Source organism: Streptomyces rubellus (assembly GCF_036323805.1).
Lineage (GTDB): Bacteria > Actinomycetota > Actinomycetes > Streptomycetales > Streptomycetaceae > Streptomyces.
In genome coordinates, this window is the sequence record NZ_JAZDCX010000009.1 from 100,915 (window position 1) to 119,899 (window position 18,985).

General features: G+C 74.0%; 17 protein-coding genes and 1 riboswitch. Of the genes, 11 read left to right on the forward strand and 6 right to left on the reverse strand.

All coding sequences use genetic code 11. The features are described 5' to 3' along the window. Positions 1 to 172 precede the first annotated feature (172 nt). Positions 173 to 616, forward strand: a complete 444-nt coding sequence (locus V1L54_RS12780; RefSeq protein ID WP_330118085.1) for an ATP-binding protein — start codon at positions 173 to 175, stop codon at positions 614 to 616. Positions 617 to 680: 64 nt separating this feature from the next. On the opposite strand, the gene V1L54_RS12785 is transcribed toward V1L54_RS12780, so the two are convergent. The 3 genes from V1L54_RS12785 to V1L54_RS12795 form a co-directional block, all read right to left on the reverse strand. Beyond that, the gene (locus V1L54_RS12785) at positions 681 to 2,096 is read right to left on the reverse strand and encodes an NADP-dependent succinic semialdehyde dehydrogenase (protein WP_330118086.1); all 1,416 of its coding nucleotides are present in this window, start codon (positions 2,094 to 2,096) and stop codon (positions 681 to 683) included. A 223-nt stretch (positions 2,097 to 2,319) separates the two neighbouring features. Then, a complete protein-coding gene (locus tag V1L54_RS12790) occupies positions 2,320 to 3,696 on the reverse strand; it encodes a S1 family peptidase (protein WP_330118087.1) in 1,377 nt (458 codons plus the stop codon). 438 nt (positions 3,697 to 4,134) lie between these two features. Beyond that, positions 4,135 to 4,518 (reverse strand): hypothetical protein, encoded by a 384-nt coding sequence (locus tag V1L54_RS12795; RefSeq protein WP_330118088.1) that lies wholly within the window; start codon positions 4,516 to 4,518, stop codon positions 4,135 to 4,137. A 129-nt stretch (positions 4,519 to 4,647) separates the two neighbouring features. Between V1L54_RS12795 and V1L54_RS12800 the strand changes: the two genes are divergently transcribed. Together V1L54_RS12800 and V1L54_RS12805 are read left to right on the forward strand one after the other, a co-directional pair. Next, entirely contained in the window at positions 4,648 to 5,103 is a 456-nt protein-coding gene (locus V1L54_RS12800; protein ID WP_330118089.1) for a MarR family winged helix-turn-helix transcriptional regulator, read from the forward strand. A gap of 220 nt (positions 5,104 to 5,323) precedes the next feature. After that, positions 5,324 to 5,740 carry a CBS domain-containing protein gene (locus V1L54_RS12805; protein WP_330118090.1) on the forward strand — a complete coding sequence of 139 codons (417 nt, stop codon included), beginning with the start codon at positions 5,324 to 5,326 and terminating at the stop codon, positions 5,738 to 5,740. A 207-nt stretch (positions 5,741 to 5,947) separates the two neighbouring features. Here the strand turns inward: V1L54_RS12805 and V1L54_RS12810 are convergent, their stop codons facing one another. Together V1L54_RS12810 and V1L54_RS12815 are read right to left on the reverse strand one after the other, a co-directional pair. Next, on the reverse strand, positions 5,948 to 6,421 hold the full coding sequence (locus V1L54_RS12810) for a C40 family peptidase (protein WP_330118091.1): 474 nt from the start codon (positions 6,419 to 6,421) through the stop codon (positions 5,948 to 5,950). A 4-nt stretch (positions 6,422 to 6,425) separates the two neighbouring features. Continuing rightward, a riboswitch (cyclic di-AMP (ydaO/yuaA leader) is annotated at positions 6,426 to 6,578 on the reverse strand. A 563-nt stretch (positions 6,579 to 7,141) separates the two neighbouring features. After that, the gene (locus tag V1L54_RS12815) at positions 7,142 to 8,374 is read right to left on the reverse strand and encodes an acyl-CoA dehydrogenase family protein (RefSeq protein WP_330118092.1); all 1,233 of its coding nucleotides are present in this window, start codon (positions 8,372 to 8,374) and stop codon (positions 7,142 to 7,144) included. A gap of 155 nt (positions 8,375 to 8,529) precedes the next feature. On the opposite strand from V1L54_RS12815, the gene V1L54_RS12820 reads away from it, so the two are divergent. From V1L54_RS12820 to V1L54_RS12845, 6 genes are all read left to right on the forward strand, one after another. Beyond that, on the forward strand, positions 8,530 to 9,171 hold the full coding sequence (locus tag V1L54_RS12820; RefSeq protein ID WP_330118093.1) for a TetR/AcrR family transcriptional regulator: 642 nt from the start codon (positions 8,530 to 8,532) through the stop codon (positions 9,169 to 9,171). Positions 9,172 to 9,368: 197 nt separating this feature from the next. Beyond that, entirely contained in the window at positions 9,369 to 10,607 is a 1,239-nt protein-coding gene (locus V1L54_RS12825) for a MurT ligase domain-containing protein (protein WP_330118094.1), read from the forward strand. Positions 10,608 to 10,723: 116 nt separating this feature from the next. Beyond that, positions 10,724 to 11,452: a type 1 glutamine amidotransferase gene (locus V1L54_RS12830; protein ID WP_330118095.1), complete on the forward strand. Its 729-nt coding sequence runs from the start codon at positions 10,724 to 10,726 to the stop codon at positions 11,450 to 11,452. Between the two features lie 94 nt (positions 11,453 to 11,546). Beyond that, positions 11,547 to 12,497, forward strand: a complete 951-nt coding sequence (locus tag V1L54_RS12835; protein ID WP_330118205.1) for a cytochrome c oxidase assembly protein — start codon at positions 11,547 to 11,549, stop codon at positions 12,495 to 12,497. Between the two features lie 95 nt (positions 12,498 to 12,592). Further along, positions 12,593 to 12,751, forward strand: coding sequence for a hypothetical protein (locus V1L54_RS12840; protein ID WP_330118096.1), 159 nt, complete (start codon positions 12,593 to 12,595; stop codon positions 12,749 to 12,751). A 193-nt stretch (positions 12,752 to 12,944) separates the two neighbouring features. Next, the gene (locus V1L54_RS12845; protein ID WP_330118097.1) at positions 12,945 to 13,337 is read left to right on the forward strand and encodes a DUF4280 domain-containing protein; all 393 of its coding nucleotides are present in this window, start codon (positions 12,945 to 12,947) and stop codon (positions 13,335 to 13,337) included. Between the two features lie 66 nt (positions 13,338 to 13,403). Here the strand turns inward: V1L54_RS12845 and V1L54_RS12850 are convergent, their stop codons facing one another. Then, positions 13,404 to 14,741, reverse strand: a complete 1,338-nt coding sequence (locus V1L54_RS12850; RefSeq protein WP_330118098.1) for a COG1470 family protein — start codon at positions 14,739 to 14,741, stop codon at positions 13,404 to 13,406. 213 nt (positions 14,742 to 14,954) lie between these two features. Here V1L54_RS12850 and V1L54_RS12855 point away from each other — a divergent pair, with 213 nt between their 5' ends. Both V1L54_RS12855 and V1L54_RS12860 read left to right on the forward strand, forming a co-directional pair. Continuing rightward, complete coding sequence (locus V1L54_RS12855) at positions 14,955 to 15,578, forward strand: helix-turn-helix transcriptional regulator (protein ID WP_330118099.1); 624 nt, start codon at positions 14,955 to 14,957, stop codon at positions 15,576 to 15,578. Between the two features lie 158 nt (positions 15,579 to 15,736). After that, positions 15,737 to 18,976, forward strand: a complete 3,240-nt coding sequence (locus V1L54_RS12860; RefSeq protein ID WP_330118100.1) for a hypothetical protein — start codon at positions 15,737 to 15,739, stop codon at positions 18,974 to 18,976. The last annotated feature ends 9 nt before the right edge of the window (positions 18,977 to 18,985 follow it).

Sequence of the window (18,985 nt, forward strand, 5' to 3'; positions counted from 1 at the left end):
CCGCCCCGGTCCGCGGACCATCCTCCACCACCCGCCCGGTCCGCACACCCACCACCCTCCCCTGCCGTGGCGCACTGGACGCAGCAGCCGGCCGGCGAGCGTTCCCCGGCACGCGAAAGGCGAGCCCGTGATGGCTCCTCTCCCCTATTCCGCGCACACACACTCCTCGCACATGGTTCCCATGTTCCCGGCGGCCGTACACGTCCCCCGCCCCCGCCCCCGGAAGCAGGCGCAGTTCGAGGTGCCGGCCCAGCGCTCCTCCGTGGGGACGGCGCGGCACCTGCTCACGGAGTGGCTGGGCCGCTGGCACTGCCCCCGGAGCGTCATCGACACGGCACAGCTGGTGATATCCGAGTTCGCCGCCAACGCCGTCCTGCACACCGCCAGCGACCGGATCGTCTGCCGCGTCCTGCAGGGTGAGCGGCGGCTGCGCATAGAGGTGTGCGACCAGGGCACCGGCCCGGTCGGCCTCGCGCCGCGCCAGGCCGGCCCGGACTCGACCAGCGGGCGCGGGCTCCAGCTGGTCGACACCCTCGCCGACGCCTGGGGCGACATCCCCGCGGTCCGTTCCCGGGGGCGCGTCGTGTGGGCCGAGCTGAGGCTGGACGAGGCCTGACGGCGGGGACCGGCGGGGCCGTACGCCCCGGCCGGTGACGCCATGCCCCGGAGGCCGCCCGGCGCTACTCGGCGGCGGGCATGTCCGGGGGCGTGCCGTGCCAGACCGTGGTGGCGTTGCAGAACTCGCGGATGCCGTGGCCCGCCAGCTCCCGGCCGTAACCGGAGCGCTTCACCCCGCCGAAGGGCATCGCCGGGTGCGAGGCGGTCATGCCGTTGAGGTAGACGCCGCCCGCCCGCAGATCGCGCACGCAGCGCTCCTGCTCCGCCGCGTCGCGGGTCCAGACGTTGGAGCTCAGGCCGAAGGGGGTGTCGTTGGCGACCTCGATCGCCCGGTCCAGGTCCGCGACCCGGTACAGGGTCGCCACCGGCCCGAAGGTCTCCTCGTGGTGCACACGCATCTCCGAGGTGACGTCCGCCAGGACGGTCGGCTCGTAGAACCAGCCGGCCGGGTGCTTCGCGGGCCGCCGCCCGCCGCACAGCACGGTCGCGCCGCGCTCGCGGGCGTCCTCGACCAGTTCCTCCAGATCCGCCCTGCCCCGCTCGCTGGACAGCGGTCCGACGTCGGTGGACTCGTCCAGCGGGTCGCCGACCCGCAGCGCCCGCATGCCGTCCGTGAAGAGCCGGGCGAACTCGTCATACACCTCCTCGTGGACGATGAACCGCTTGGCCGCGATGCAGGACTGGCCGTTGTTCTGGGTCCGCGCGGTCACCGCCGTCTCGGCCGCCTCCGCCACGTCCGCCGAGGGCAGGACGAGGAACGGGTCGCTGCCGCCGAGCTCCAGGACGGTCTTCTTGATCTCGTCGCCGGCCACCGAGGCCACCGAGCGTCCGGCGGGCTCGCTGCCGGTGAGCGTAGCGGCGGCCACCCGCGGGTCGCGCAGGACGCCCTCGACCGCGCCGGAGCCGATCAGCAGGGTCTGGAAGCAGCCCTCCGGGTAACCGGCGCGGCGGAAGAGGTCCTCCAGGTACAGCGCGGTCTGCGGCACGTTGGAGGCGTGCTTGAGCAGACCGGTGTTGCCCGCCATCAGCGCGGGCGCGGCGAAGCGGATCACCTGCCAGAGCGGGAAGTTCCACGGCATCACCGCCAGGACCGGGCCCAGCGGACGGTAGCGCACGTACGCGGCGCTGCCGCCGCTGTCCTCGACGTCGGCCGGCGAGGGATGCTCGTCGGCGAGCAGGTCCGCGGCGTGCTCGGCGTACCAGCGCATCGCCTTCACGCACTTGGCGGCCTCGGCCCGGGCCGCGGTGACCGGCTTGCCCATCTCGGTGGTCACGGTGCGGGCGATGTCGTCCCGGTCCTTCTCCAGCAGGTCGGCCGCCCGGTGCAGCAGCCCGGCGCGCTCGCCGAAGCCGGTGGTGCGGTACTCCTCGAAGGCCCCGGCGGCGCGCTCCAGTCGCGTCTCGATCTCCTCCGGTCCCAGGGCGTCGAAGGTCCGCAGGGTCTCCCCGGTGGCCGGGTTGGTCGTCGCGATGGGCATGGGGTCCCTCCTCGGAGGACGGCGGAGGCGGTGCGGCCCGCGGCCGACCGGTCACGTACGCGGGGCCGGGTACCCGTCCGCGGCGGTCTCAGTCGGCGTGCGCACGGCGTACGGCACGCCCCGGGGGTGGGAGACGGGACGGGTGCTCCCGGGGCGTGCCGTGCTGAGGGGCGGGGCCGGGCTCCGCCGTTCCGCGAGGGGGGCGGGGCGGTGGTGCGGGCGGTCAGTTCCGGCGCGGGTCGCGGAAACCGTTTCCGGCGGGCGCCTCGGCGCCACCGTCCTCGATGCCGCCATCCGCGCCACCGCCACCGCCACCGGCACCGAGCTGGGCCCCGGTGACCTCCAGCGCGGTGGTGACCGGCTGGAAGAAGGTCTCGCCGCCCCGGGTGCAGTCACCGCTGCCGCCCGAGGTCAGTCCCACCGCGGCGTCGCCGGAGAACATCGCGCCGCCGCTGTCGCCGGGCTCGGCGCACACGTCGGTCTGGATCAGGCCGTTGACGATGTCGCCGTTGCCGTAGTTGACGGTGGCGTTCAGACCGGTGACCGTGCCCGCGCTGAGGCCTGTCGTACTGCCGCTGCGCTGCACCCGCATGCCGACGCTCGCCTCGGCGACCCGGGTGATCTCCTGGACGGTGCCGTCCTTGAGGTCGACCGTGCCGGGGGCCGGGGCGGCGGGGTCGTCGTAGACGACGAGCGCGAAGTCGCTCACCGGGAACCGCGACGCCACGACGGTGCCCAGCGGCGCCCCGCCCCGGGCGTCGGCGGTCCAGGTCCGCGAGGCGTTGCCGCAGTGGCCCGCGGTCAGGAAGGCCGGGACACCGTCGAGAGTGACGTTGAAACCGAGGGAGCAGCGCGATCCGCCGCCGAAGATGGCGTCGCCGCCGTCCACTCCGCCGGCCCCCTCGGCACCTCCGCCGCCACCGGTGGCACCGCCCGTCTCGTTTCCGCCCGTCACGCTTCCGGTGCCGCCGCCGCCGGTGCCGTTCCCCCGGGAGTCGTCGTCCCCGAAGCCGTTCTCGCCGAAGCCGTCGCCACCGCGGCCGTCCTCACCGCGGCCCACGCCGTCGCGGTTCCCGGTGAAGGGCCGGAACTCGCCCGCGGACCGCTTGACGGTCACCGTGCCGTCCAGTGCGCCGGTGGCCTGTCGCAGCGCCGCCATCCGCTCGCCGGTGACCGTTCTGTCGGCGAGGACGACGACCTTGTTGGTCCTGGGGTCGATCGACCAGGCGGTGCCGGGGATCGACGCGGTGTCGCCCAGAGTACGGGTGACGGCCTTCAGCTCCGCCATGCTGTTCTCGACGATCACCGCCCGGGCGCCCCGGGACTCGGCCGCCCGGGCCGCCTCCTCGTCCAGGACGTTCATCACCAGCCGGTCGTCGCCGTCGTCGAAGTACCAGCCCGCGGCGTCCGCCCCGAGGTCCGCCGCGAGGGTCGAACCGAGCTGCGCGGCCGACGCGAAGGTGAGCGTCCGCGGCCCGGCCCCGGCGGGCTCGTTCCAGCTGGCGCTGGCGTTCGGCAGCACGATCGCCGCGGCCGCGACGACCACCGCTCCCGCCCCTGCTGTCGCGCCGGTCCGCTTCTTCACACGTCGGTGACTCAACTCACTGACCTCCACTGCGCGGGCTGGCCGGCGGGAAGCCACCGGCCCGGGATGCCGTACGGACCCACGGCCGCCGAGGCGGCCACGGTGATGTCCGTGCCGGAGTGGGACGGTGCGGGAGCCGCTCCCGCACCGTCCGCACGCTCCGGCCGCCAGGAGGTACGGGGGCGGTCCGGCCCGGTGCTCAGGAGCACTCACGACCGGACAACTTCCGGCGTCCGGCGCCGGGGGGAGGGATACGTTGGGATGTTCGCCGCCGGGGCGGCTGCCCGCCGGGCAGCGCGCCCGCGGGCCGGGACGGAGCGGGAATCCGCGGCCGGCAGCCGGCCCGGCCCGCCGTCACCCGCTCGTCGCATCGGGCGACAGCGGACGGAACAGGGTGCCCTCCGGCCGGTCAGCGGCCGGAGGACACCCTGGTGTCGCCGTTCGTGGGTCCGGTCACCGCTGGGTGAGCCGCAGCCTTACCTCCACCTCCTGATCGCCGGAGACCCGGGGCTCGGCGGTGACGTCGTAGTAGCCGGACAACGTCTCCTGGACCTGCCGGACCGAGTCGGGACTGCCGCTGATGTCCGCCTCCGTGGGCTCCTTCAGCTCCAGGGCGCAGTCGACCTCCCCGTGCGTGCTGACGTCGACCGTTCCCACCCAGAACCTCCGCTTCTCCCCGCCGTCCCCGCCGTCCCGCTCCCGGCCGTCCCCCAGCTGGGGGGACCGCGGGAACGCCGACCGCAGTACGGCGAAGACGGCCGCGGCGTTCGAGGCGGTGCAGTCGGGCAGTTCGATCTCGACGAGGCTAGCGCTCTCTTCGTTCTGCACAGTGCTCATGGTCCCTACCTGTACCCCGGTGCGGGCGATGGTCACAGTCCGGATCCGTCCGCCCGCGGCCACCTCCCCGCATCCGGCACCACCGTGGGTGCGACCAACGGAATGAGCCGGCTCGGCTACGCTCGCCGCATGGACACGACGGCCTACCACGCCGCCCCCGCCCGGCTGCGGAACACACCGAGCTGGCTCCTGTCGCAGGCGACGGCACACGCCCACCGGCTGGTGTGGGCCGCGTTCGCCGACGCCGGCGTCCGGCGCTACCACTACGCCCTGCTCGCCGCGCTGGAGGAGTACGGTCCGGCCAGTCAGGCGGAGCTCGGCCGCCGCTGCGGGATCGACCGCAGCGACGTCGTCGCCGCACTCAACGAGCTCGCCGGGCGGGACCTCGTCAGGCGCTCCCCGGACCCGGCGGACCGCCGCCGCAACATCGTCACGGTCACCACCGCCGGAGTACGGCATCTGGGTCTTCTCGACGAGTCCCTGGACCGGGCACAGGACGAGCTGCTCACCGGGCTCTCCCCGGACGAGCGCGCCCAACTGGTACGGCTGCTGGCCCGGGTCCTGGAACACCACTCGCCCCGGTGACAGGACGAGGCGGAGCGGGGGGCGCGGGCGCGGGGAGAGCCCGGGGAGACGTCCGGGAGGGGAGCCGGGGAACACCCGGCACACCGAAAGCCTCCAAAGCGGCACATCGGACATCACCACCCCGGTTGCGGGTACCGGTGCACAAGGGCGGCGGCACCGGTGACCACGGTCCGCGCCGCCTTCGCCCGACATCCGAGTCCGACAGACGAGGAGCGTTCCGATGGCCCGGAAGATCCGCGACGTCATGACCGCCGATCCGACCACCGCCACCCCGCAGGCCACGCTGACCGAGGTGGCGCGCCTGATGCGGGACCACGACATCGGCGACATCCTGATCGTCGACGGTGACGAACTGCGCGGTGTGGTGACCGACCGCGACCTGGTGGTGCGCGCGCTGGCCGAGAACAGCGGCGGCGACACCCCCGTGCAGGAGGTCTGCAGCGACACGCTGGTGACCGCGGAGCCCGACGACGACATCTCGCGAGCGGTCCGGCTGATGCGCGAGCACTCCGTGCGGAGGCTGCCGGTGGTGGACCACGGCCACCCGGTCGGCGTCGTCAGCATCGGCGACCTGGCCGTGGAGCGCGAGCCGGGGTCCGCGCTCGCCGACATCAGCGCCGACAGCCCCAACCACTGACCGCGCCGGCACCGCGCCCCGTCCGGCCACCGCCGGGCGGGGCGCCCGCGCGCACCGGTGGCCCGGAGGAGACCGGCGCGCATTCCGGAACCGGGCGCCGGGGCCGGAAAACCGGACGGCGCGCCACGGGGGTCTCCCGTGGCGCGCCGTCGTTCCCGGCCCCCGGAGGCACTCGGGCCCCGCGGACCGGACCGGGGCTGACCCGGTTTACCTCACCCGCCCGTACCGCACGCTCTTGGTCCAGATCTTTTCCTTCCGGACGGTCTTCCCCGGCTTCGGGGAATGCCAGATCTTTCCGCTGCCGGCATAGATGCCGACGTGGTAGACACGGCCACCGGAGTGGAAGAACACCAGGTCGCCCTTCTTGCGCGACTTGACGGAGACCTTCTTGCTGCGGTTGTACTGGGCAGCCGCGGTGCGCGGCAGTTTCTTGCCCGCCTTCTTGTACGAGTACTGGGTGAGCCCCGAGCAGTCGAAGCGCTTCGGCCCCGCGGCACCGTACTTGTACGGCGCGCCCTTCTTGGCGGCCGCGACCTTGAGCGCCTTGCCTGCCGGGGTGGCCGCCTCGGCCTCAGGGGTGGCGTTCGGCACCAGTGCCGCCCCCGCCAGCGTCGCCACGGTGACGGCGGAGGTGACGGCGGCCCGGGAGGCGAGTCCCGGTATGCGTGCGTACGCGGACATGAACTGACCCTTCGTCATCCGCCTGCGAAAGATGACCTGTCGGGTTCGGGCCGGCGAAGTTGCCCGGCCACCGAAGTGGCTTCACCCCAAGGGCCGCGTGGGACGCGGCCCGCCTTGCTCGGGTCTCCCGCTCCTGCCGATCCGTTGTGGTTCGTCTCTCGCCCGGGTGGCGGCAGGACTCGGCGTCCGCCCGGACCGCCCCGCCGTGCGACGGGGACTTGGCAACGCTTACGGATACTGCGTCAAGAACGCCGCGATTTCGAAGACTGAAGGCTTTCTGTGAACTTCTTCACTCCTGCGGAACCCGGCCGCGGAACCGTTTCACCGGCCGGTTGGTTACCGCATGAAACAACCTTTGAACAGGGGATTCTGACAGGCTGTCCGGAGGCGCGAAAAGGGCGGGCGGAATCCCGCGCGGACCCGGCGCGTGTGAGCCCCGTCACCCCGAACGGCTGCCCGCGTGTCGGGTGAATCCGGTGCGGATTCACCCGGGAAACGCCACGCGCCGGCGATATGACGCCCCGTCGGGCGGAACCGCCCGGATGTCCTCCGGCGCCCCCGCCGCCACACCCGTCCGCCGGACGCGCACGCGGACGGGGCCGCGCCGCGTACGGCCCGGCCCCGCTCCCGGAGCGGCACGCCTGCCGGGGCGGAGCGTCCCCGGGGAACAGCGCGCCGCGTCACCGGACCACCGCCGCCCCCGCGGTGGTCCGGCGGAGTTCAGCGGATGTGCATGCCCGAGATCGTGCGGGCGACGACCAGCCGCTGGATCTCGCTGGTGCCCTCGAAGATCGAGTAGATGGCGGCGTCCCGGTGCATCCGCTCCACCGGGTACTCCCGGGTGAAGCCGTTGCCGCCGAGGATCTGGATCGCCTGGGCGGTGACGGCCTTGGCCGTCTCCCCGGCGAAGAGCTTGGACATCGAGCCCTCGGCGGCCTCGAAGGGCCTGCCCGCCGCCGCCATCCACGAGGCCCGCCACACCAGCAGCCGGGCGGCGTCGATACGGGTGCGCATGTCGGCGAGCTGGAAGGCGATGCCCTGGTTGTCGATGATCGGGCGGCCGAACTGCACCCGGGTCCTGGCGTACTCCAGCGCGACCTCGTACGCGGCGCGGGCGATGCCGACGGCCTGGGCGCCCACGGCCGGACGGGAGGCCTCGAAGGTGGCCATCGCGGCGTTCCGCACGCGCTCCCCGGCCTTCCCCCGCTTCGCCTTCTCGCGGGCGCGGGCGAGGCGCTCGTCGAGCTTCTCCTTGCCGCCCAGCAGGCAGTGGCCGGGGACGCGGACGCCGTCCAGGACGACCTCGGCCGTGTGGGAGGCGCGGATGCCGTGCTTCTTGAACTTCTGCCCCTGGGACAGGCCGGGGGTGTTCGGCGGTACGACGAAGGAGGCGTGCCCCTTGGCGCCGAGTTCGGGATCGACGACGGCGACGACGACATGGACGCCCGCGATGCCGCCGTTGGTCACCCACGTCTTGGTGCCGTCGAGCACCCACTCGTCCCTGGCCTCGTCGTACACCGCGCGGGTGCGCATCGCGGAGACGTCCGAGCCGGCGTCCGGCTCGGAGGAGCAGAAGGCGGCGACCCTCACGTCGTTCTCGTCGCCGTACATCTGCGGGATCCAGGTGCCGATCTGCTCCTCGGTGCCGTTGGCGAGGACGCCGACGGCGGCCAGGGCGGTGCCGACGATCGACAGGCCGATGCCCGCGTCGCCCCAGAACAGCTCCTCCATCACCACCGGGATGCCCAGGCCGGTGGGGTCGAAGTACTGCTGCGCGTAGAAGTCCAGCGAGTACAGACCGATCTTGGCCGCCTCCTGGATGACGGGCCACGGGGTCTCCTCGCGCTCGTCCCACTCCGCGGCGGCGGGGCGCATGACATCGGCCGCGAAGCCGTGGACCCAGTCCCGTACCGCCTTCTGGTCGTCGCTGAGGTCGAGTGCGAACTCCCCCATGGAAGCCCTCCATCCCGGTTGTTACTGGCGGTAACAGAAATATGTTGCCCACTGGTCCGTTGTCAACCTCCTGTTCCGGACAGCTCCACCGCGCTCCAGGGGTGTTACGTTGCGCTCAGGTGACGGCGAGCGGCCGCGGACGGGGAGACCAGGGCATGGGGACCACACAGCGGGAGGACCAGCGCACCGCCACGGAACGCCGCCGCAGGCAACTGCTGGAGGCCGCCGAGCGCGTGGTGCTCCGGGACGGGCCCGGCGCCTCGATGAACGCCATCGCCGCCGAGGCCGGCATCACCAAGCCCATCCTGTACCGGCACTTCGGCGACAAGGGCGGGTTGTACCGGGCCCTGGCCGTCCGGCACACCGACGCCCTGGTGGACGCGTTGCGGGCCGCGCTGGACGCGCCGTGTGACCGGCGCGAGCGGGTGGCGGCCGCCCTGGACACGTACCTGTCCGCCATCGAGGCCCGCCCGCAGGTCTACCGCTTCCTGATGCACCCCGCCGAGCATCCCGGCGGGGACCGCGGCTTCGACGTCGGCCAGCACTCGGCCCCGCTGCTGCGGCGGCTCGGCGAGGAACTGGCCACGGTGATCGCCGAACGCGTCGACCTGGGGCCCGAGGGCGGGGAGCGGGCCCGCATCTGGGGCCACGGCATCGTCGGCATGATGCACGCGGCCGGTGACTGGTGGCTGCGCGAACGGCCCTATCCCCGCGACCGGCTGGTGCGGCAGCTGGCGGACCTGCTGTGGGGCGGCCTGGCCACGGCGGACGACCGGGCGGGCGGCCCCGGTTTCTGACCCTCCCGCCGGGCCTCCCCGGCCCCTCCCGGCGACCGCCGCGCGGGACGGGCGGAAGCGGAACCTCCGCAACGGCGCCGCGCCGCACGGGCGTCATGTCCCGCACTGCGGCGATCATCCCGGGTGGCACGATTCGGGGACGGGAGCGGACCTCGGTAGGCTGAGGCCCGATCCAGGGGCAAGGAGGGACAAGGACGATGGCAGGGAACACGGAACCGCTGCCGCCACGGTCCAAGCTGGCCGTGACGGCCGGCAAGGCCGCTGCGGCGGTGTCGCGAGCCGCGGGCCGGGGCAGCGGATCGGTGATCGGCGGAAAGGTGGCGCTCAGGCTCGATCCCGACCTGCTGGCCCGGCTGGCGCAGAACCTGGACGTCGTCCTGGTGTCGGCGACCAACGGCAAGACCACCACGACCCGGCTGATCGCCGAGGCCCTGCGGGCCGCGGGCCCGGTCGTCTCCAACGCGCTGGGCGCCAACATGCCCGCGGGCATCACCGCGGCGCTCGCCGGCAGCGGTGACGCGCGCTACGGCGTCATCGAGGTCGACGAGAAGTACCTGGCGACGGTCGCCCGCGACGTGACCCCCAAGGCCATCGCCCTGCTCAACCTCTCCCGCGACCAGCTCGACCGCGCCGCCGAGACCCGGATGCTGGCCGAGCGGTGGCGCGAGGGCCTGTCCGGCTCCAAGGCCGTGATCATCGCGAACGCCGACGACCCGCTGGTGGTGTGGGCCGCCTCCTCCTCGCCCAACGTGGTGTGGGTGGCCGCCGGCCAGGAGTGGAAGGACGACGCCTGGTCCTGCCCGGCCTGCGGCGGTGTGATGCAGCGGCCGGGCGACGACTGGTTCTGCGGGGAGTGCGGCTTCCGCCGTCCCACCCCGAGCTGGGCGCTGTCGGGCGACCACGTGCTGGACCCGCACGGCTCGGCCTGGCCGATCCGCCTCCAGCTGCCCGGCCGCGCGAACAAGGCCAACGCCACCACCTCCGCGGCCGTCGCCGCCGCCTTCGGCGTACCGCCCCAGGCGGCGCTGGAGCGGATGTACTCGGTCACCGCGGTGGCGGGCCGCTACGACGTGGTGTCCTACCAGGGCCGCCAGATCCGGCTGCTGCTGGCCAAGAACCCGGCCGGCTGGCTGGAGACCTTCTCGCTGATCGACGCCCCGCCCTCGCCCGTCATCCTGGCGGTCAACGCCCGCGGCGCGGACGGCACCGACACCTCCTGGCTGTGGGACGTGGACTACTCCCGGCTGGCCGGGCACCCCATCTGCGTGATCGGCGACCGCAAGCTGGACCTGGCGGTCCGGCTGGAGGTCGCGGGCGTCGACTTCCAGGTGTGCCAGAACGCCGCCGAGGCCGTACGGCAGTGCCCGCCCGGACGGATCGAGGCGATCGCGAACTACACCGCGTTCCAGGACCTGCGCCGCGTCGTCGGCAACTGATCGCCACGGGCACCCTCCGATCCCCCTTCCATCCCCTTCCACCCCTTCCACCTCCTTTCGATTCCTTTCGATTCCTTTCGATTCCTTCGAACCCCGGCACGGCGAGGACGGCGAACATGAGCGAGAGCGGCCTTCGGCTGGTGTGGGTCTACCCGGACCTGCTGAGCACCTACGGCGACCAGGGCAACGTGCTGGTGGTGGAGCGGCGCGCCCAGCAGCGCGGGCTGGGGGTGCACCGGACGGACGTCCGCTCCGACCAGCCGATCCCCACCTCCGGTGACATCTACCTGATCGGCGGCGGCGAGGACCGCCCGCAGCGGCTGGCGGCCGAGCGGCTGCGGCGCGACGGCGGACTGAACCGGGCCGTGGACAACGGCGCGATCGTCTTCTCGGTGTGCGCCGGCTACCAGATCCTGGGCCACGAGTTCGTCAACGACCTCGGGCAGCGCGAGCCGGGGCTCGGGCTGCTGGACGTGACCAGCACCCGCGGCGAGGGCGAGCGGTGCGTCGGCGACGTCCTGGCCGACATCGACGAGCGGCTGGGGCTGCCCCAGCTCACCGGGTTCGAGAACCACCAGGGCGTCACCCACCTGGGTCCGACGGCCCGGCCGCTGGCCCGGGTCCGGCTGGGCAAGGGGAACGGCACCGGCGACGGCACCGAGGGCGCCTGGAACGGCACCGTCTTCGGCACCTACATGCACGGGCCGGTGCTGGCCAGGAATCCGCAGATCGCGGACCTGCTGGTCAAGCTGGCGCTGGACGTGAACGCGCTGCCGCCGGTGGACGACCGCTGGTACGAGGCACTGCGCGCCGAGCGGATCGCGACGGCCACCCAGCCGGCCTGACCCGTACGTCCGCGCACCGCCCCCGGCCGGAGCTCCGGCCGGGGGCGGTTCTACTCTGGTTCGAGCGGATCGGCACGGTATGGGAGAGCTGCGGATGGACCACGACGGACACGGCACGGTGGCGGATCTGCCGCCGTTCACTCTCGGGCGTGGCCTGGAGTTCTCCGGCGAGCCGTTCTTCCTGGCCGGCTGCCTGCTCGCGCTGGCCCTCTACGGCTGGGGCGTGCTGCGGCTGCGGCGGCGCGGCGACTCCTGGCCGGTGGGCCGCACGGTCGCCTTCGCGCTGGGCGTGCTGACGGTCGCGCTGGTGATGTGCACCGCGCTCAACGACTACGGCATGGTGCTCTTCAGCGTCCACATGGTGCAGCACATGGTGATCAGCATGCTGTCGCCGATCCTGGTGCTGCTGGGCGCGCCGGTCACCCTGGCGCTGCGCGCCCTCCCGGCCGCCGGCCGGGGCCGCCGGGGACCGCGCGAGACGCTGGTCGCCGTGCTGCACAGCCACTACATGAGGGCGATCACCCATCCGCTGTTCACCATCCCGATGTTCATCGCCAGTCTGTACGCGCTGTACTTCACCCCGCTGTTCGACTTCCTGATGGGCTCGAAGCCCGGGCACATCGCGATGATGGTGCACTTCCTCGCGGTGGGGCTGGTCTTCTTCTGGCCGATCATGGGAGTGGACCCGGGACCGAACCGTCCGGGCTACGTGATGCGGATGCTGGAACTGTTCGCGGCCATGCCCTTCCACGCCTTCTTCGGCATCGCGCTGATGATGGCGAGCGCCCCGATGGTGAGCACGTACGCGGACCCGCCCGCCTCGCTGGGGGTCGACGCGCTGGCCGACCAGCACGCGGCGGGTGGCATCGCCTGGGCGTTCAGTGAGATTCCGTCGGTCCTCGTGCTGATTGCCCTCGTCTTCCAGTGGTACTTCTCCGAACAACGGCAGGCCCGGCGCAGTGACCGGGCCGCCGACCGGGACGGCGACCGGGAACTGGCGGCCTACAACGCCTACCTGTCGTCGTTGCAGACACGCGGACGGTGACGCGGCGGTCGTCGCGGGCCGCCGGGCGGACAGGGGCCCGGCTCCCGCGGCGGACGGCACGGCACCGTCCGCCGACCAGGAGGAAGGTGTGGGCGATGCCGGACACGGCGAAGGCCATGACCGTGACCACTGTGGCCGCCCTGGTGCTGGCGACCGCCTATTCCGTGGCGCTGGGCGGCAGCGGATGGGTGTGGTTCGCCTGGGTGGTCCTGGTGCTGGTGACCCTGGGCATGGTCAGCGCACGGGAGCGCTGACCGCGCAGCGGCACGACGGCACTGCGCACCGCGGCGGCCCGGATCCGGACGGATCCGGGCCGCCGCGCCGTACGGGGCGGGACTGCCCCGGGCGCTGCCCCGGTGTCCCTTCCGCCCCGCCGCACCGTCCCGTAGTCCTGGGGGCGGCCCGCCGGGAGCCGTCGTCCGTGAACCCGATTCCCGAGGAGGGACAGTGCGCAGAGAACTCGTCGTCGCGGGGGCGATGCTGCGGTGCTCGTTCGGGGCCGCTCCGGCGGTCCTGGTCGTGCCGCCCCGGAACACCACCTCCGCCGGACGGCCGGTCGCCACCGTCCAGGACATCCGGCCGGTGGTGAACATCCCCACGTTCGGCATGTGCGCCAGCCCGCTCAACCCCGCGGTGGTGGCGGCCACCGCCGCGGCGGCGGGGGTGCCCACCCCGGCGCCCTGCGTCCCGGCGATCGCCGCCCCCTGGGTGCCGGGCTCCCCGACCGTACGGGTCAACCGGCAGCCCGCGCTCACCGCCGCCTCGACCTGCGTGTGCCGCTGGTCGGGCATGGTCACGGTCGTCAACGCGGGCCAGCGGAGCGTCCGGGTCGCCGGTTAGCGGACACGCCGTACGGTCCGGGGCCGGGCCGGCGAGAACCACCGGCCCGGCCCCGGACCGTACGGGTCAGCCGGCGTCGGGCGACGCCGAGGAGAACGGTACCGAGGTGCCGTTGACGAAGACCGACTCGGCGCAGGTGCCGGGCGGCGGGGCGTCCGGGGGGTTCCCGGGCCTGCGGCAGGTCACCGTCATCGCGATCTCGCTGCCCGGCGGCGCCTCGATGGGCGTCACCCAGTGGTTGTCGTAGCTGCGGAAGTTCTCCAGCGCCAGCGAGGTGACCGTCCTGTCGTCGATGGTGACCCGCAGGGTGCCGGTGTCGCCCTGCGGGGCGTCGGCCACGATGTCGGTGATCAGCAGCAGCCGGTCGTCGGGCACCCGGAAGGCCTGCCGGTCGCTCCCGCCCGGCGCGACCCTGGTCTCCAGCACGGTGGCGAACTCCACCCCGCCGCCCCGGGCGCTCCCGCCCGTACCGCCCTGCCGGCCGGTGCTGCCGTCGCCGTCCGTCCTGCCGTCGCCCCCGGGCCCGGCGCCGCCGTCGCCCGCTCCCCCGCCCGGGCCGCCGTCCTGGCGGCCCGCGCCGCCGGACGCGGAGGGCGACGGCAGGCCCGCGGTGTCCGTGGCCTCCTCGATCGCGGCGTCGGCCTGCTCCCGGGCGGCCGAGCGGACCGAGGGCAGGACCAGCGTGAACCACAGCAGGAGCAGCGCGATGAGCAGCGCGAGCAGGGCCAGCAGCCAGTAGGGCAGGATCGGCTGCTGGATGTAGGTGCCCTCGGCGGTGACCGGCTCCTCGTCCTCCTCCCCCCGCTCCCCCCGCACCCGCGCCTCGAACGGATGCGGCACGGCCGTCCCGAACCAGAGCAGCTTGCGCGACCGGGCGGTCAGGTCGGTGAAGGTCTCCTCGCCCGGTTCGAGGGTGAGCGTCTCGGCGGACAGGGAGTGGCCCACCTCCTCGGCGGCCCCCTCGGCGGAGAGCAGCACCGACACCGGCGTGTTGCCGAGGTTCGCCACCCGTAACTGGAACCGGGCGCGCAGCCGCCGCTTCCGCTGGGGCGGCAGCACCTCCGCCGCCAGTTCGCGGAACGGCAGCACCGTCACCCGGCCCTCGGGGACCACCGCTCCCTCGGGGCGTTCCGAGGGCAGCACGCGGACCGCGTACGGCAGCTCCCCGGCGCGGACCTCCGGGGAGCGCGGCGGCCGGAAGACCAGCGTCACGGTCCCCTCGGTCCCCGGGTACAGCGAGAGGGTCCGGGGTTCCACGGCGGTCCACTCCGCGGTGTCACCGACGACGGTGAATCCGTAGGACTCGACGATGTCCCCGCTGTTGCGCACGTTCAGGACGACGTGCCGCTCGTCGCCCGGGGCGACGGAGACGGAGGAGTGGTCCACATGGGCGGTGGTACTCATGGCCGCCGACTGTAGGCAGCCGCCGGGCACCGCGCAGCGCCGGAAAGGGAACCCATCGGGGCAGTCCCCGAGTCTGTTAGGCCGCCGTTATGGGCCTGGCAGGAGCCGTTCCCCACACTGGGCGCGGCCGGCCGCCGTACCGGGCCCGGCCGCACCGCGCTCTTCCACACCTTCCCGTGCCGCCCCGTGCACCCGTCTTCCCCGAGGAGTCCCGTGGAACGCGTCGCCGTCTGCATCCACACCGACGACCCGATCTCGCGATCGGGAGTGCTCAGCCAGTTACGCACCTGCCCCGAACTGCGGGTCCTGCCCCCGGAGGAGCAGGACCGCGCGGAGGTCCTGCTGGTCATCGCCGACACCGTCGACGATCCGACGGCCGCGCTGCTGCGCCGGCTGCGCCGTACCACCCCGGCCCAGCTGGTCCTGGTGGTCTCACGGGTGGACGACGCGGGGCTGACCACGGCCGTCGAGTGCGGGGTGGTCGCCCTGGAGCGGCGCAACGAGGCCACCCCGGCCAATCTCGTCAGGGCGATCGTCTCGGCCGCGCGGGGCGGGGGCAGCATGCCCCCCGACCTGCTGGGCCGGCTGCTGGAGCAGATGGGCCGGCTCCAGCGCCGGACCCTGGACCCGCGCGGGCTGGCCTTCTCCGGTCTGCAGCCCCGGGAGATCGAGGTCCTCAGGCTGGTCGCGGAGGGATTCGGCACCCGGGAGATCGCCGAGCACCTGGCCTACTCCGAGCGCACCGTCAAGAACGTCCTGTACGACGTCACCAACCGGCTCCAGCTGCGCAACCGCTCGCACGCCGTGGCGTACGCCATCCGCGAGGGACTGATCTGACCGGCCTGCCCCATCGGGCAGCGCGCTCTTCCCCATCCCCCGTCCAGGCGGCCACTGCGCGCCGGACGGGGGACACCGAGGATGGGCGGCGATCCGGGAGTCCCGGGAATCCGGCAATCCCACAATCCGACCGCAGGCGGGTGTCACCCGTCCCCCTGATGGGATACCAGCTGGTGCGTCCTCTCGACCGCGGACCGGGCGGCAGGCTGTGCACCGCCGTCCTGGCGTTACTGCTCCTCGTCACGGGCAGCGTGCTCGTGCAGCTGCCCGCCGCGCCCGTCCAGGCCGGCCCGGACGGCACCACGGCCCCGGGCCGGATCGCCTACGGCGGGACCCAGCACCGCAGCATCGGCACGGTGGACCCGGGCGACACCGGGCGGAGCGACCCCTTCTTCCCGGGCGGGCCGCAGCACCACGACGACGAGGTGTCGGCCAGGGGCGACACCGTCGTGTGGACCAGCCTGCGCGACTCGGCGCGCCCGCAGGTGTACCTCAGGAGGGGCGACGGCCCGGTCGTCCGGCTGACCGACTCCGCCGAGGGCGTACGGCATCCGGTGCCGTCGCCCGACGGCTCCCGGGTGGCGTACGCGGCGACGACGGGCCGCCCGGACGGCGGCCACGACATCTGGGTGGTGAACGCCGACGGGAGCGACCCGCGGCGGGTGACCGACGGCAGGGGCGACAACGTCCGGCCCACCTGGTCCCCGGACGGTGAGCTGCTGGCGTTCAGCGGGAAGCGGGGCACCGGCGGCGACTGGCAGATCCACCGCGTCCCCGCCGCCGGCGGCACCGTCGAGCAGCTCACCGACGACGCCGTGGACGAGGAGGCGGCCCGGGCCGAGGAGCTCGGCAACCTCCAGCCGTCCTGGGACCCGGTCGCGGCGCACGACCGCATCCTCGTCACCGCCCGCTACTCCGGCGGTGAGGACGGCGAGTCCGCCCGGCTGAAGGTGATCCCCGCCTCCGGGTCGCTCGGCAGCACCGGTGTGGAGATCCTGCCCGGGCAGGACTCCCGTCAGGGCAGCTGGTCCCCGGACGGCACCTCCGTGGCGTTCGTCAGCCGCTCCCTGCCGGGCGGCCCCACCGGCGACGGCGCGCCGGACCGGGTCTACACCGTCGGGGTCGGCACGGACGGCGCCGTCGGAACGCCGTTGCTGCGGCTGGCGGAGGACCGGCTGGTCGCCGGCCCCACCTGGTACCCGCCGGGCGGGGAGGGACTGCTGGTCAGCCGCACCACGGCCGCGACCGCAGCGACCATGGACCTGATGGACGTGCTCCCCGACGGCTCGGACCCGCGGGACCTCCAGGTGCCGCTGCGCGACCTCAACCAGGACCGGGCCCACGGCTACGGCCCGGCGGACGTGAGCCAGCAGTACTCGCCGGACGGCCGCATGATCGCCTTCACCCGGGTGGACTACGAGAACGACACGCGGCGCAGCCGGGTGTGGCTCGCGGGCGCCGACGGCAGCGACCCCCGGCCGCTGCCCGACGAGGCCACCCCGGCGACGGCCAGCACCGGCTTCCCCGCCTGGTCGCCGGACGGCACCCGGATCGCCGTCACCCGGTCCTGCATCCCCTGCCGCATCGACACCGAGATCGCGGTGCTCGAGGTGGCCACCGGACGGCAGCTCTACGTGGTCCCCTCCGCCGAGGAGCAGTCCGAGACCGAGCCCGCCTGGTCCCCCGACGGCGCCACTTTGGCCTTCACCCGTCAGACGCCCACCGGGGAGGGGCAGGAGGACCTCTCCCACCTGTGGACGGCCGCGGCGGCCGACGGCGGCAGACAGCGGGACCTCACCGCGGTGGACGACCCGCTGGGCGCGCGGACCCGGGAGAGCCACCCGGCGTACTCCCCCGACGGCGCCACCCTGGCGTACTCCCCCGCCGGGCGGCTCGGCCTGGTCGGCGCGAACGGCACCGGCCCGCAGCTCCTCCCCGATCCGCAGGGAATCTGCCGGGTGAGCGAGAGCTACGGCGACGGCTGCGGTGATCCCGCCTGGTCCCCCGACGGCGGCCGGCTCGCCGCCAGCGGCAAGGAGCAGGCGTCCGCCTCCCCACACGACCCCGAGACCGTCCGCCGGTACATCGCGCTGGTCGACCCGACCACCGGCGAGGCGCGGCGCATCACGGGAGCGCGCTTCCGCGGTGCCGCGGGCGAGGACGGGCAGCAGGTCGCGCCCACCTGGCAGCCCACCTCCGACCTGGGCACCGAGCTGGCCGTACCGCCCGAACCGATCACCGAGGGCGAGGACGGAAGCCTCGTCGTGACCGTCGTCAACCGGGGGCCGGCGCCCTCGCCCGGTACCGCGCTGACGATCGGCGTCCCCGAGGAGCTGCAGCCGGCCGGCGCCGTGCCCGACACCGGAAGCTGCACCGAGGACCTCCACTGCGACCTGGGCACCCTGCCGTCCGGCCGGGTGGTGCGCATCGAGCTGACCTTCACGGGCAACACCCCGGACACCCTCCAGGTCACCTGGACGGCCGACGGCACCCTGCCCGATCCCTACGAGCCCGACAACCGCGGGGACACCAAGGTGGTGGTCACCGAGTCGGCACCGCCCTCCTCGCCCCCGCCGAGCCCGTCTCCCTCCCCCTCGCCGAGCGCTCCTCCCTCACCGAGCGCCCCTCCGAGCCCCGAGCCGACGCCCGGCAGCCCCTCTCCTCCTCCCCCGTCCACTCCGCCCGCTCCGCCCACGCTCCTCCCGCCCGCTCCGCCCAGGCTCGCCCCGTCCGCCGACCCGGCGGTGCGGCTCACGGTCACCCCCGACCCCGCGTACGTCGGCGGCCTGGTCACGGCCACCTACCGGGTGTCCAACGGCGGTGCGCGCCCGGCGGCCGGAGTACGGGTGCGGCTGACGCTGCCGTCCGGCGTCCCCGTCTCCCGCCGGCCCGCACAGTGCGACGCGCGGCTGCGGTGCCGGGTCGGTGACCTGGCACCCGGGGCGTCGGAGGTGCTCCGGGTGGTCCTCGCCCCCGCCTCCGCCGGGACCCTGCGCCTGGCAGCCCGGCTCACCAGCACCGGGCCCGACGCCGCCGCGGGCAACAACCGCGCGGTGGACACCGTGCGGGTGCTGCGGCCGCGCATCGAGGTGGTGCCCGAGGTCGGGCCCCCCGGTTTCGTCACCAGTGTGCGCGGCCGGGACTTCCCGCCCGGCGTACCGGTACGGCTCACCTGGGAGCCCGGTATCACCCCGGCCGCCCGGCCGGCGGTCCCGGGGGCCGACGGCACCTTCACCGCGCAGCTGCTGGTCCTGCCCAACGACGCGCGCGGCGCCCGCACCGTCACCGCCTCCGACGCCCGCCCCACCGGCCCGGCCGCCCTGGCCCCGGCGACGGCGGAGTTCCTGGTGGTGGACCGGACACCGGACCCGCCGCTGTTCGACAGCCGGAACTTCTAGCGGAAGGCG

What these genes read in the sequence shown, in the direction of transcription:
- V1L54_RS12780 (WP_330118085.1), top strand. Translation starts at nt 173, where the DNA reads ATGGTTCCCATGTTCCCGGCGGCCGTACACGTCCCCCGCCCCCGCCCC.
- V1L54_RS12785 (WP_330118086.1), bottom strand. Translation starts at nt 2,096, where the DNA reads ATGCCCATCGCGACGACCAACCCGGCCACCGGGGAGACCCTGCGGACC.
- V1L54_RS12795 (WP_330118088.1), bottom strand. Translation starts at nt 4,518, where the DNA reads ATGAGCACTGTGCAGAACGAAGAGAGCGCTAGCCTCGTCGAGATCGAA.
- V1L54_RS12800 (WP_330118089.1), top strand. Translation starts at nt 4,648, where the DNA reads ATGGACACGACGGCCTACCACGCCGCCCCCGCCCGGCTGCGGAACACA.
- V1L54_RS12805 (WP_330118090.1), top strand. Translation starts at nt 5,324, where the DNA reads ATGGCCCGGAAGATCCGCGACGTCATGACCGCCGATCCGACCACCGCC.
- V1L54_RS12810 (WP_330118091.1), bottom strand. Translation starts at nt 6,421, where the DNA reads ATGTCCGCGTACGCACGCATACCGGGACTCGCCTCCCGGGCCGCCGTC.
- V1L54_RS12815 (WP_330118092.1), bottom strand. Translation starts at nt 8,374, where the DNA reads ATGGGGGAGTTCGCACTCGACCTCAGCGACGACCAGAAGGCGGTACGG.
- V1L54_RS12820 (WP_330118093.1), top strand. Translation starts at nt 8,530, where the DNA reads ATGGGGACCACACAGCGGGAGGACCAGCGCACCGCCACGGAACGCCGC.
- V1L54_RS12825 (WP_330118094.1), top strand. Translation starts at nt 9,369, where the DNA reads ATGGCAGGGAACACGGAACCGCTGCCGCCACGGTCCAAGCTGGCCGTG.
- V1L54_RS12830 (WP_330118095.1), top strand. Translation starts at nt 10,724, where the DNA reads ATGAGCGAGAGCGGCCTTCGGCTGGTGTGGGTCTACCCGGACCTGCTG.
- V1L54_RS12835 (WP_330118205.1), top strand. Translation starts at nt 11,547, where the DNA reads ATGGACCACGACGGACACGGCACGGTGGCGGATCTGCCGCCGTTCACT.
- V1L54_RS12840 (WP_330118096.1), top strand. Translation starts at nt 12,593, where the DNA reads ATGCCGGACACGGCGAAGGCCATGACCGTGACCACTGTGGCCGCCCTG.
- V1L54_RS12850 (WP_330118098.1), bottom strand. Translation starts at nt 14,741, where the DNA reads ATGAGTACCACCGCCCATGTGGACCACTCCTCCGTCTCCGTCGCCCCG.
- V1L54_RS12860 (WP_330118100.1), top strand. Translation starts at nt 15,737, where the DNA reads ATGGGATACCAGCTGGTGCGTCCTCTCGACCGCGGACCGGGCGGCAGG.